11 protein-coding genes are annotated in these 12,194 nt (G+C 48.2%); 3 read left to right on the top strand and 8 right to left on the bottom strand.

The genetic code is table 11. The features are described 5' to 3' along the window. Window positions 1–94: 94 nt before the first annotated feature. Together SG35_RS03160 and SG35_RS03155 are read right to left on the bottom strand one after the other, a co-directional pair. On the bottom strand, window positions 95–724 hold the full coding sequence (locus SG35_RS03160; RefSeq protein ID WP_053043046.1) for an Lcl C-terminal domain-containing protein: 630 nt from the start codon (window positions 722–724) through the stop codon (window positions 95–97). Next, the gene (locus SG35_RS03155; RefSeq protein ID WP_044832938.1) at window positions 724–2,295 is read right to left on the bottom strand and encodes an ethylbenzene dehydrogenase-related protein; all 1,572 of its coding nucleotides are present in this window, start codon (window positions 2,293–2,295) and stop codon (window positions 724–726) included. The genes SG35_RS03160 and SG35_RS03155 overlap by 1 nt, the downstream gene beginning before the upstream one ends. Window positions 2,296–2,796: 501 nt before the next feature. Here SG35_RS03155 and SG35_RS03150 point away from each other — a divergent pair. After that, window positions 2,797–5,334 (top strand): cellulase family glycosylhydrolase, encoded by a 2,538-nt coding sequence (locus SG35_RS03150; RefSeq protein ID WP_084692737.1) that lies wholly within the window; start codon window positions 2,797–2,799, stop codon window positions 5,332–5,334. A 437-nt stretch (window positions 5,335–5,771) separates the two neighbouring features. Here SG35_RS03150 and SG35_RS03145 read toward each other — a convergent pair whose 3' ends face one another. From SG35_RS03145 to SG35_RS03135, 3 genes are all read right to left on the bottom strand, one after another. Further along, window positions 5,772–6,053: a hypothetical protein gene (locus tag SG35_RS03145; RefSeq protein ID WP_274055321.1), complete on the bottom strand. Its 282-nt coding sequence runs from the start codon at window positions 6,051–6,053 to the stop codon at window positions 5,772–5,774. Continuing rightward, window positions 6,046–6,216, bottom strand: a complete 171-nt coding sequence (locus SG35_RS03140; RefSeq protein WP_160298347.1) for a hypothetical protein — start codon at window positions 6,214–6,216, stop codon at window positions 6,046–6,048. The genes SG35_RS03145 and SG35_RS03140 overlap by 8 nt, the downstream gene beginning before the upstream one ends. 293 nt (window positions 6,217–6,509) lie before the next feature. Next, on the bottom strand, window positions 6,510–6,845 hold the full coding sequence (locus tag SG35_RS03135) for a hypothetical protein (protein ID WP_044834961.1): 336 nt from the start codon (window positions 6,843–6,845) through the stop codon (window positions 6,510–6,512). A 452-nt stretch (window positions 6,846–7,297) separates the two neighbouring features. Between SG35_RS03135 and SG35_RS03130 the strand changes: the two genes are divergently transcribed. Together SG35_RS03130 and SG35_RS03125 are read left to right on the top strand one after the other, a co-directional pair. Then, window positions 7,298–8,494: a GGDEF domain-containing protein gene (locus SG35_RS03130; protein ID WP_053043313.1), complete on the top strand. Its 1,197-nt coding sequence runs from the start codon at window positions 7,298–7,300 to the stop codon at window positions 8,492–8,494. 257 nt (window positions 8,495–8,751) lie between these two features. Continuing rightward, a complete protein-coding gene (locus SG35_RS03125; protein ID WP_044834962.1) occupies window positions 8,752–10,593 on the top strand; it encodes a di-heme-cytochrome C peroxidase in 1,842 nt (613 codons plus the stop codon). A 69-nt stretch (window positions 10,594–10,662) separates the two neighbouring features. Here the strand turns inward: SG35_RS03125 and SG35_RS03120 are convergent, their stop codons facing one another. From SG35_RS03120 to SG35_RS03110, 3 genes are all read right to left on the bottom strand, one after another. Then, window positions 10,663–10,812, bottom strand: coding sequence for a hypothetical protein (locus SG35_RS03120; RefSeq protein WP_160298348.1), 150 nt, complete (start codon window positions 10,810–10,812; stop codon window positions 10,663–10,665). Between the two features lie 181 nt (window positions 10,813–10,993). Beyond that, complete coding sequence (locus tag SG35_RS03115; RefSeq protein ID WP_044834963.1) at window positions 10,994–11,701, bottom strand: hypothetical protein; 708 nt, start codon at window positions 11,699–11,701, stop codon at window positions 10,994–10,996. A gap of 2 nt (window positions 11,702–11,703) precedes the next feature. Beyond that, on the bottom strand, window positions 11,704–11,964 hold the full coding sequence (locus tag SG35_RS03110; RefSeq protein WP_053043314.1) for a helix-turn-helix transcriptional regulator: 261 nt from the start codon (window positions 11,962–11,964) through the stop codon (window positions 11,704–11,706). Between the last annotated feature and the right edge of the window lie 230 nt (window positions 11,965–12,194).

Raw genomic sequence — 12,194 nt, 5'->3', positions numbered from 1 at the left:
TTATCAGTCCTTTATTATATTTGACACATATACAGTAAAGGACGGAGATGGTATAAAATCAATGTGAAATAAAGATGTAAGAAATGTTGCAGTTTTATTTCAACTGGCTGACCAGTCGCACAAACGCCGCATTGCGGTAAGGTAAGGCTATGGTTTCCCCGGTGCCGAAATTAACCGCCAGTGCACCGTACCCCAGATGGCGAAAGCTTGAAGTCAATGGCTGCTGCGCCTCGCCGCTCCAATAATCCCCGTGCTTGGTTTGGGGAAAAAAGCCTTTATCTATTAAGGCATCACCCGGTTTGCCTTGCCGATAAAGCAGGCTCTGCAATTCTGCAGCCGTGGGCAGACGCCAGTGAGCGACGCCGCACTGGCTTTCCTGGTTGGCGCGCCGGATCAAATCCAGGGTGTCGCAGCGCTCACTTTCAAAATAACAATCCCCCTTATTGGCCTTCCCGGCCCGGCCGTCAAACCAGGAATAACTCCAATAACCGTCATGAATAGACTCATTATCGGTTTTGACTTCCCATATCAGGCCGCTTTTTTTATCCAGTACGCAGGACCAGGGTCCCGCCCACGGCGCTAAAGGCTGACCTTGAGCCGTTAATTTTTGCCAGCGCACCGAATCCAGGGCGGCCTGAGCACTTGGCCGTTCCCCCGGATACAAGCTGTTATAGCCAAACACGGCCGTCGCTATAACCAGTAAAATACAAAACCTGAAAATCATTAAGCCCCCGAAAATGCCAGTTGAATAGGCAGCGCATGCCGGGTATGGGCGACTTGCGACTGGTCAAAAGCCGAGACCCACAAACAGACGCCGTTTTTAAGGGCGACATCATATTGTGAGCCGGTATCGAGTTTACGCGATAGCTCCAGCGACCAGCGCCCCTGATGCCAGCGGGCAAAAGCGCGGACATCGGCCCGGTCGCCTTCAAAACGGTTAGAGCGGTACATCACCGAAGGCATACGGGTGCCCACCGGGTAATTATCATGTTCGGCCTGATAAGGCTGGTAGTCAAACCAGGGGATCACCCAGCTTAAACTGTCTGTGTTTTCCTGCTGGTAGGGGGTTAACAGCTCGGGCGATTTAGGTAAACGTTTAGGTATTATCTGCCCGGGTTTGTACCAGGCCCAGTTCATCACATAAGCGCCGGATTCTTTACCGTCTTGCAGATAACCACCGCTGTAACGGCGGCTGCCGGGCCTGACTTTATCCGGCGGCCCGATAAAATTATCATCCGCCAAGATCATATTATTGGTGCGTACCGCCTTCCAATGCCAGAGATCCCGGATAGCGCCGTCCTGGCTATAGTGATAACCCTTGCCATGCCAGTTGGCGGGTTTATCCTCCAGCGGTTTAGGCCCCAAATGTACCGTACCTGCGCCCCCCGCCTGACACTGGTTGGAAACCATCACCGCCAGCTTGTCTTCGTAATAGCGGGTTTCATCAAAATTATAAAAGCCCTGCTGTTCCACCTGCCAGCCGGTTTGTGTTTTCACTAAAGGCAAGTGCTTCAGGCTTTTGGTGGCATCGTCCCAGCTGATATGAAAAAAAGCTTCAATGCCGTTTTCCACCACCTGCACCCTGATCCGGGTCTGGCCGTTATCGAAGTTAGCGCCGCCCTGGGTTAACAAATCGACAGTTTCGGCCTGCTGCCAAGCGGCTTCATCTGCCTTGCCGTCAATATGAATCAGCTGTGACAAAGGCACTTTGGCAACGGGTAAAACATGTGACGCCTTATCTGTAAGCTGCAAGCCTAAAGCGGCCAGCAATAAAGTAAGCACTAACAGCCCCAAAGATACAGCTGACAATTGCCATGACGGCCACAAGATACGCTTTAACGCCGTCAGTCCGTAGTGAACAAAATAACCACCGCCATGTAACAGCAAATAACAGATAACCGCCAGGGCACAATAATAATGCACCGCCACCATCAAGGCAGGGGCCAGGGAAAAATAGGAAAGCAGGCCGCTTAAGGTAATGCTGAAAAAAAGCAGGTAACCCAGACGGATCACCAAACGATGAAAGTCCAGCGCCTTGTTTTTAAAAGACTTAGGTCTTTGTTCCCGGGTAAGTATACGCCAGCCGATATAACCGATCGTCAGCACAATCAGCAGGATGCCCGAAGTAAAGTGCAGAGGATGCAGTAAACCTTGCGGTAAAACGGCAGATATCGCCTGCCAGTCAGGACGGCTGACGCTGGCTATTCTAAGCCCGGTTAACAGGCTGATAAAAACAACCAGTATCGCTGCCAGATGCAGCAATACCCAGAACAAATTCCCTTTGTAAACAGACATATCCTATACCGAGCAGAAAAGTGCGGAAGTTTAATTGAGTTTTATGACAAAAATATGAAACCGGCTATATCGCAACCTGACACAGGCCGTTGATAAACATATAGCGGCAACATCAGCTATGTTTTAACGGTCTGTATTGATGCTTTACCGGGTTTTCTTTATTGGCAAACCGACTCTTTACTGGCTTAACCATAACTGAAACAAAAAAAATGATCAAAAACTTGCTGAGACACCTATATGTCCGAATAGCTAAAACTGACTCCTGAAAATACAATTTCTGTTCCTAATTTATAACCTAATGATCCTATTAAGGTTTTTTGTCTCAATTTTTACTTTTCTACCCGGTTATTGTCATATACCGTACTTAAATTCAGGAATATGTGCGTATCTTCCCTGAACAGGCGGTTAAAAGTCTCTATATCTGCAGAGTAAATCAATTTCCCGCAGATAAGAGGCACAGTCAAAACAACAAACACAAGCAAATAAAGCACGGAGGCTTTAATGAAGAAATTTTTACCAACCCTTAGCTGTGTCACTATGCTGCTGCTCGGCTACAGCGGCCATGCTCTTTCGACACCCCAGGTAACCGGAAAGGGCGTATTGCCGATAGTAGACCAGCAGGGCCGCCAGCTGATATTACAAGGACTCAATTCCGGTAATGTCGCCAAGCACAGCGAAATGCGCCGCTCGTGGGAAACCGAAACCGATGTCGCCTACCAGGCAAAAACCATGGGTTACAACACCGCCCGCTACCTTATTTTCTGGGACTTGCTGATGCCACAGCGGGGACAAATCAACCAGGATTATCTCGATGATATCGAAGCCCGGCTAGAGTGGTATACCGACAATAAAATGCAGGTCATTCTGGATATGCACCAGGATGTCTGGGGAGAAAACTGCGGCGGCAACGGCGCTCCCGGCTGGGCGAGTATAGGCAGCGACGACCCGTTAAACGAAGGCCCCTGGTGGCTGAAGGTAGCCTCCCCCTGTGCCGTTGACTCTGCCAATAACTTCTTCGCCAATGTCGGCAATATCCAGGACGACTTCAGCCTGGCATGGCGCGCCGTGGCCGAACGTTTTGCCGGACACCCGGCGGTAATAGGTTACGACTTATTTAACGAACCCACCCGGTTGGACGCCATTGCCGATCAACTGGTTTATGAGATGATAGAACCGTCACAGAAAGGTTTACTGAACTTTGCCGTGATCGGCACCGTTTGGGTAGACGGCCACCCCTACAACATGTTCACCGGGCTTATCCGCAACATTATCCGCGACCTGGCCGCCAACATGGGCTTTGACGTACCCGAGTCTTATATCGACAAAGTGGCCCACACCTTAATTGCCCGCAACAAAGGCGACTGGGGCAACCTCAACGCGGTACGGGAATTTGAAGGCGGCGCATTGAGCGACCTTTATCAAAAAGTGATCAACCGCATCCGCGAGGTAGACAACGACCACTATATTTTTGTTGAACCTATGTCGGTCAGCGCCAACCACGGCGCACCAACCGCGTTACGCTACCTGCACGACCCGCGAAACGGCGAACGCCGCCTGGGTTATATGCCACACCTGTACCCCAGGGATTTACACGAGGGCGCCAGCTACCGCGAAAGCGATTTTTCCCGGGTAAACCTTTGGGAAACCAACCAGCACAACTATGCCTACAATAACAATATGGCCTGGCTGATGGGCGAATTCGGCCACAGCAACAGCGCCGAAGGCGGCCTGCAATACCTGAAAGACGTGATGCTGATGGCAGAGCGCAATAAACTCGGCTGGGCCTACTGGTCAAGCGATCCCGGCGGCTGGAGCCCGATTGCCCCGGACAAGGTTTCTGAACTTCGCAATGCCCAAGCCTTAGTGAATATTTACCCCAGGGCAGTTGCAGGTAGCATAGAAAACTACGACTTCGATGCCATGCAAAATACCTTCACCTTAAGTTACCGCAATAGCGGCGCCACAGGCACCACAGAAATCGCCCTGCCGCAGCGCTTTTACGCCGGGGAGTTTACAGTAAGTAGCAGCACCGACAGCAACTGGCAATATCAGCTGGACAGCGAACACAACATACTGCATATCAGCCATGATCAAGATGTTGATTTTCACCAGTTTGCCATTACCGCCACCGGCGGCGACCAGCCCATGCCCTACCGGGAGCTTATCAGCCGCAACAACGGTAAATGCCTGGACTTCTCCGGCACTTTGCCGAGTGCGGGTAAAAGCGCCATTTTGTGGCAATGTGAAGGCAAGTCATGGCAGCGCTGGACTTATGACAGCAAAGAGCAGTTCCTGCGCAGCTTCCAAAACCCCGAATATTGCCTGAGCCACGGCGGCCCCGAGCAGGCAAAAGACGGCGGCGTGGTAACCCTGGCCCTGTGCAGCGACAGCAATGATCACCGCTGGCACTACAATGACGGTGTTTTTGCCAATGCCCATAACCCGGATTATGTTTTAGACGCTTTTGGCACAGACAACAACAGCACCATAGGCCAATGGCTTTACCACGGCGGTAAGAACCAGAAATGGGACTGGGCGCAAACCACAGACCTGTCGATGCAGACACTGCTTGGCGGCATGAAAAAAGACCAGCGCTATTTCATGAAAATAAGCACCCGCGAGCATAACTGCCGCCTGGAATGGGACGGAGAACTGGAAAGCGACAACGAGCGCAATGCCAAATTTGATTGTAGCTCGCAAGGGGACGGCTTTGTTTTTACCGCCGCCAGCGAGCCGCAAAAGCATAGCGATAACTCGGTTTCCGTTGCCGGCTACCTCAGCATAGCAAACGGCAACTGCGCACTGGAATGGGATGCCCACCTCGATAACAAAAACGAGCGCAACAGCAAATTTGACTGTAGCACCAGCGGCGATCAAATCACCCTGACCAGTACCAGCGGCGGCAGCTCGCTAGTGGTTAGCGCTAATCAGTGTGGCCTTGAATGGGATGCTAAATTGAAAAACGGCGAACGCAACGCCAAGTTCGATTGCAGTCCCGGCTTTGATGAAATGCAGTTAGAGCAGTTCAGGGTTTATTAACCGCCAGATATCGACAGGTTATAATTGGTGAGCCTGTCAACTTCCGGAAAATAAAGTCAGATGCCCAGGCCTTGAATGATATATGTAAAAACAAGGCCTGATATTCATATAGGAAGCGCTCACCACTTGATCGAAACAATAACAGCAATCAACACACCTTCCGCAGTTACTATTCACCGCTATATTTCACATGGCTACAAAGCTAGCAACAGTGACTTTAGCCTGAAAAACAGCTCCTTAATCTTTAGATTTATCACCTTATGTACCTTAAGTGTTGATATTAACTATTCTGCCCTGACTGGAGTATAAAAAACTCAACGATAAGGACATTATCTCGGCATAATATCGGGCGGTTCACGGTATAGCCGAAGCTGTGATTACCGTTAGTCCACCCGCCTTTTGTTGCGTTTACAGCTTGCTTTGAGCCTTAGCCAGTATTACTTTTTGCGGCTAAGCACTCTCCAGCAGTCTTGCATCTCGTCTATTTTCTCCCGGTAGCCGATAACCTGATATTTAAGCCAATAGCACAGGTGCCTGATACCTTCACTGGTGTGCGGGGTGATGCACTCAGGTTCGCGACCAATCGCAGCAAGTGCATCGAACAAAAAGGCACATTCTTCACTGAACTTGCTAAAGTCCTCATTAAGGTTGGCAAAATCACTCGATAACTGCTCCCTTTTGATGGCATCTTCTGTCAGCGGTAAGTTTGATTCAGACATGATAATGCCCTCCCTTGTGGGTTAACGGCGTATTGCTGTTGGCATTTATGGTACAAGCTGTTGCCGGCTGCTTGATTAGGAGGGCGGGTATATTTTCTGTTAAGCTTTCTTTTAGATAAGCTTTAACCGAGTGAAACTCTGGCATATCATTAGGTTTAGCCATGATGGATACTCCAATATCTGTTGTGGTTAGCTGTCTCTGAGTGTTACCGCACTTAGGGGCAGCGCTTGGTTTGGCTGTTTTACGGTTTTAGGTTGACCTCCGGTGGTGGGTGGTTCAGCTATTAGTAATAGTACAAAATGCAGGGGAAAACAGATTGGGGCTGTAAATAATATTTATGTAAAATGTGGATACTGTATAAGCAACTGTACGACAAGATTAACCACATGAAAAATAACCTATAAAAACATTACAAATGAATTTATGACCCCGAAGGCAGTGTTTTTTGCGTATTGCTATGTGATGTCTGCCGCATTAAATATCAGCCTTACCTTATTAATTTTGCCGTTTGTCCCCCAGAATTGCTGGGACATCAGGGTGCATTTTCGTCCCTTTCTAAATAGATATGTTATACACGCCGAATTCGAATTCTCATATTCTTCCCTAATTTCGTATTCGCAACTTTCCCACGGAGCAGCCTTTAAAGATTCGATATACGCTTTAGCGCTATCACTTTGCAGAAAAGGCCCCTTGAAGTCTAATTGCTCATCAAATATTTCATACAGGGAATCAAACTCTTGAGTTTTAAAAAACACATCCAAATATTTCTTTGCTAATTCGATAGTGTTCATGTTTTCTCACCAACCCTTTGCTAAGCGCTGCAAACTAGCTGGCAAAAATAGCGGACAACGAACACAGCCAGCTGTTATGTGTCCGTTTGAGCCACTTGCATCAGAGCAATGACAAGTGCTTTTTATGATTTATATTCTCTTCTTTTCATGATATTGAACTATTTTTACAACAAAAAACACAGTATCCGTCATGGCTAAAAATAATAATATGCCAGAGTTAAACTCGGCTAAAGTTTTTTAACAAAAACTATACTTATCCGCCCCTGCTCATTACAGCAGGAGCCGCCGACAAACATAAATCACCTCCCTGCCAGGCGATAGCAAAACTCAACAAGCTTGTTCCGGGTGGCTGACAATTTTGTCAGCTATCTCTATTTATCTACCGCGGGCAGGCACTTATCACGCATATAGTCTACTCTTGCTTTCAGGACGCAAAGAAAAAGAGGGATGAAATGCTCGGGGCTGAAAAACTTTGCAAATTTAGAACATTATTGCTTAGCGGGTTAAGCGTTACCATAGCGGTTATTGTTGTTATCGCGGCACTGTTTCTTCATTACTCTACCCTGCAAATATCTTCAGCAGCACGATTAAGCCAGCTGCGCCTGCTCTCCAGTGAGATCATCTACCTTGATGAAGTGCTGACGATGTCCGCCAGGGTTGGCATCTTAAAAAATGACCATGTGTGGCGAGACAGATACCTGCAGCATGCAAAATTGCTGGATATGGCCATTATAAAAGCCATGAAGCGAGAGCCTGACATCGCCCAGGCGATACACGACACCAGCAAGGCAAATACCAAGTTAATCGCCCTGGAAACGCAGGCTTTCGAGCTGGCTGCACAAGACAAACACGCTCTTGCGACTGAGCTGCTTTTTAGCGCCGAATACCAACAGCTAAAATATGAGTATTCCAATGGCATACAGCAAGCTATAAAAACGCTGTTACAGCAGGAAAGCAGCTCTAAACAAAACCATGAAAATATGACCGCCATCTTTATCCAGGCAATGGTGATTGCCGCTATGGTGTTCATCTTCAGTTGGTGCTCTCTGGTATTTTATTTTAGAAGCAACGACTTGAGAATGCGCAGTCTGGCGGAAATTGATCAATTAACCGGATTGTATAACCGGCGTTTATTCTCCGAAAACCTGAAAAAAGAAACCAATCGCAGTGGCAGAGAAGGACGCTTTTTACTTTTGGTTATCATAAGCCTGGATCAGTTCAAACTATATAATGATAGCTATGGTCAGGCAAAAGGGGACAAGGTGCTTTCCTCTATCGGCAAAGTTCTTATCAACTCTACTCGCCGCGCAACAGAATTTGCTTTTAGAATAAGCGATGAAGAATTCGCCTTAATTCATAGTCTTGAACATTGCCAGGACGGCGTGGAAAGAGTGAAAACTATCTTTGAACAGATATCCGAACTCGATATCCCACACGAAAACAACTTACCACATAAAAAGGTGACCATATCTGCGGGCTTATCTTTTATGACACCTGACCATATCCGCAGCGCTGAAAACCTTTATATTGAAGCAGACCTGGCGCTTTACGAAGCCAAGCGCAAAGGCAGAAACCAGTTCGTAAAATATCCGACTGTGAATCAATCTGCCCCCTTCCCTTATGAGGTAGACAAAACAGCGAAAGTATAAGCCCCGGGGGCACACTAAGGGCGGTATCAATAAAAACTGTGATGGTGGGCAATGCCGAAACTTGCGGCACTAAGACGATTAAACCCGGCGATTAAGCCGCTATCATGCAACATAGATAGACCCAAACTGTTCGGTATTGCTCTATCCCTTTCTTCAGCTTAGGTTTTCTTTCATGCCTTTTCTTTCAGGGCTGAGATTTATTGCCTAGACTAAAACACAACAAAACTAATAATTTATTCAGGCAAGGAAAGCATCATATGAAAACCCCATTTTTGTTTCTCTCGGCCCTGGCTGCCGCTTCGCTGGTTATCGGTTGCGCAACCGAACAGGGTTATAGCCCCAGTGCCGAAAAATCCCTGATGACCCCGGCCATTGGCGAGGCCCCGAGCCGGATAGAGCTACCCCAGGCATGGAACGACGACATCCGGATGAAGTTCTGGTTCACCGACCAGGGGGCACGTATCATGCCCTACACCTGGTTTACCTGGCTGGAACAGCCAGACAGCCGGGAGTATTTCCGCAGCAGCGCCCACATGGAATTTTTACGTTATCTGCCGATGCCCTCGTCGCTGGAAAACCCGGCGGGGCTGCCGATAGGTTTTGCCCTGGGCAAAGACAGGAGCAGTGGCGAGCCCTGGATGGGCATGACCTGCGCCGCCTGCCATACCAACCAGCTCGACTATAACGGCACCCGCATGTTAATTGAAGGCGCGCCGACCCTGGCCAATTTCGTGCTTTTTTTCAGCCGCCTGGTGGACGCCCTGAACAATACCCACAGTGATGCCGCCAAGTTTGAGCGCTTTGCCCGTAAAGTATTAGCCGACGAATACAACGAACAAAAAGCACAAGCACTTAAAGCACGCCTGGGTCAGCTGGCAAAAGATCTGACCGAACGCCGCATGGTCAATGCCCTGCCCAAGGACTTTGATCCCGACTTTACCAGTTACGCCCGCCTCGACGCCTTCGGCAATATCCAAAACGCCGGCAGTGTTTTTGCCCTGAGAGATTTAAACAACGGCAACCCGCCCACCGCCCCGGTATCTTATCCCTTTTTATGGGGCACCCATCAGTCTGATGTGGTGCAGTGGAATGCTTCGGCCCCCAACACCCCGGTGATCGGGCCGTTAATCCGTAATATGGGTGAAGTGGTGGGAGTATTCGGCCACTTAAACATTAACAATACTTCCATTAAAGACCGGCTTAAGGGCGGGGACAGCCGCTATTCTTCCACCGTAGAGATGTTGTACCTGGGAGATTTGGAAACCTGGGTAAGGGATTTACGTTCGCCGCAGTGGCCACAGCAATACCTGCCCGCGGTTGATGCCGATACCGCAGCTCAAGGGAAAACATTATATAAACAATATTGCGCCAAGTGCCACCAGGTGATCCCAAGGGCTAACGAGGGAGAGAAATATATCTCGGTAAAAACCCCGGTGGCCGAGGTGGGTACAGATCCGGAAACCGCCTGGAACGCCGACTTTCATATGGCAAAATCCCTGTTTCTTGAAGGAGAGAAAAGCCAAATCTTAGTGGGTGCCCGTTTTAAAGAAGTGACCCCCGCCATCCTCATTCCCGCCAACGGCGTGGTCGGTCTGGTATTAAAAGACCCGCTTACCGCCCTTGAGGCCGGCTTAAAGCCGGTAAGAATAGACGGCAAGCTCGATAAAAGTGTTGAAGGCACCAGCATGACCGACCATCTTAAAGCCCATTTCAAAGCGCTTAAGGCCATGTATAAAAGCGATAAAACCGGCGACAGCTCGCAAAAGGGCGATGACAGGGATCTGACCGGCCTGGTATACAAAGCACGGCCGTTAAACGGCATCTGGGCCACGGCGCCTTATATGCACAACGGCTCAATCCCCAACCTGTGGGAATTGCTGAAAAAACCTCAGCAGCGTTTAACCAGTTTCTGGGTCGGCAGCCGGGAGTTTGACCCTGCCAGGGTCGGGTACAAAACCGATCAGGGCCTGTCCCTGTTTCGGGTGGTGGATGACAACGGAAAAATCATTCCCGGCAGTTCTAACCGCGGCCACAGCTACGGTTCGGATCTCAGTGAATCCCAGCGCTGGGCGCTGGTGGAATACATGAAAACTTTGTGATGCATTAGAACGAATAGCCCGGAATTAGCAAGCTCCGGGCTTAACACTAGCTCAAGTTCTTAAGCCAGATTAACCGATAACCGACATAACCAGCTGATCCCACCAGCTGCATTTAGCCGCCATCGGGGGTTTAGTCTTACCGCCAACCGCAGCATCAGCAGGTACAGCTACGGCAGATAATAAAGAGACAGTGACAACGGCTAATAATACTTTTTTCATAATTTACTCCAGATATTTGATTAATAATATGAATTTTGTGAAATGCCACGCAGGACCAAGAGCCTTCAGGTGTGTATTGCAATCCACACCTAAAGACCAAAATATTCCACAGGAGAATTATGAAGAGATTTACCGGGAATAGCAGAAAGGATTAACCCAAAGGTGCCCCGGTTAGATAAATTTATGCGTTAAGCTTGTTTGCCAGGCTTAATTGAGCGCTGCCGTGCAGAATAACATATACCAGATAAACCTTAAGCACGTGAAAGATAACAGCATTAAACGACCAAACCAGCTTAATATCAAGGCCGAACAAATGACGTACCAGGTATTCAAGCACGGTTAAGGCGTGAATAAACATAAAGACCGTCATCACATCATGTACTTCCACGTCCAGTTCCAGTGACTTAGACAAACCGGGAAAAAGCCGGCTGGTAAAAAATACCCGCACAAACAAGTAATGGCGCACAAGAATAAGAATATTAATTTCGATCAAATGCCAGTAAATTTCCGGACCGCCGTAACCGGAAACATACCAGTAAATTTCCGAGCCTAAAGCCAGCAAAAAGAGCAGCGCAACAGGTTTGCGATATTCCTCTTCTTTGATTATCGCTAATGTTATCAATAAACTCAGATAAACAAATAACCGGCTTGGCAGGTTATCAACCAGCAGATGCCAACCCGTTTCATCGGCAAACTTGCCGAGGATAAGAATCAAGACGATCCCGGCAATATTGATATTTTTTCGACTCAATAAAATAACAAAAGCCAAAATAGCAAAATACAGCCAGTCAAATAAGCGGGCATTACCAAAGGTGATAATACCCATGGCGATCAACAAACCCGCAAGAGCCGCAGTTAACGCTTTTTCTGACAGGGCTTTTAACAACATGCTTATACGCCGAAAAAAGCAATCAGTCCGTTTTTAAAGCGCAGCAAAATGGAGGGGTCCGCTTTACCTTTACAGGCCCGGAACCAGAGTTTGACGGTATCCATTTCCAGGGTGGCAATTGCCCCCGGGTATTTATTTTCGATAGCAACTATGGTTTCCCGGCTTAAGCCGATCCTCTGCCCTAATGCTTTCTGGCTCATACCTGAGTCCAGACGCATTTGCTTGAGATCATCTACCATCTTCGCTTTATCGTATTTATACAATTTTAAAATCCTTGTTAAAACATATAAGAAAAACCGCGGCCAAGATTTATGCGGTATTACAGCAGGCTGGGGATTATACGCGATTACTCTTTGAGCACAATGCCTTATTGCAGATGCAATAAGTGATATCAAGGGGGTAAAGAAAATAAATCAATAACAATCAAATACGTAAAGCATTTGTGTAAAAAACTGTAAATTTCCCCCGGGCAGAACTCTCAGGCTTTCTCATC

The organism is Thalassomonas actiniarum (genome assembly GCF_000948975.2).
Lineage (GTDB): Bacteria > Pseudomonadota > Gammaproteobacteria > Enterobacterales > Alteromonadaceae > Thalassomonas > Thalassomonas actiniarum.
This window is presented reverse-complemented; position numbering and strand designations above follow the sequence as displayed.

Excerpts from the sequence above, each read along its gene's own strand:
- SG35_RS03115 (WP_044834963.1), bottom strand. The coding sequence starts at position 11,701 with ATGTTGTTAAAAGCCCTGTCAGAAAAAGCGTTAACTGCGGCTCTTGCG.
- SG35_RS03155 (WP_044832938.1), bottom strand. The coding sequence starts at position 2,295 with ATGTCTGTTTACAAAGGGAATTTGTTCTGGGTATTGCTGCATCTGGCA.
- SG35_RS03140 (WP_160298347.1), bottom strand. The coding sequence starts at position 6,216 with ATGGCTAAACCTAATGATATGCCAGAGTTTCACTCGGTTAAAGCTTAT.
- SG35_RS03145 (WP_274055321.1), bottom strand. The coding sequence starts at position 6,053 with ATGTCTGAATCAAACTTACCGCTGACAGAAGATGCCATCAAAAGGGAG.
- SG35_RS03125 (WP_044834962.1), top strand. The coding sequence starts at position 8,752 with ATGAAAACCCCATTTTTGTTTCTCTCGGCCCTGGCTGCCGCTTCGCTG.
- SG35_RS03150 (WP_084692737.1), top strand. The coding sequence starts at position 2,797 with ATGAAGAAATTTTTACCAACCCTTAGCTGTGTCACTATGCTGCTGCTC.
- SG35_RS03120 (WP_160298348.1), bottom strand. The coding sequence starts at position 10,812 with ATGAAAAAAGTATTATTAGCCGTTGTCACTGTCTCTTTATTATCTGCC.
- SG35_RS03160 (WP_053043046.1), bottom strand. The coding sequence starts at position 724 with ATGATTTTCAGGTTTTGTATTTTACTGGTTATAGCGACGGCCGTGTTT.
- SG35_RS03130 (WP_053043313.1), top strand. The coding sequence starts at position 7,298 with ATGCTCGGGGCTGAAAAACTTTGCAAATTTAGAACATTATTGCTTAGC.
- SG35_RS03135 (WP_044834961.1), bottom strand. The coding sequence starts at position 6,845 with ATGAACACTATCGAATTAGCAAAGAAATATTTGGATGTGTTTTTTAAA.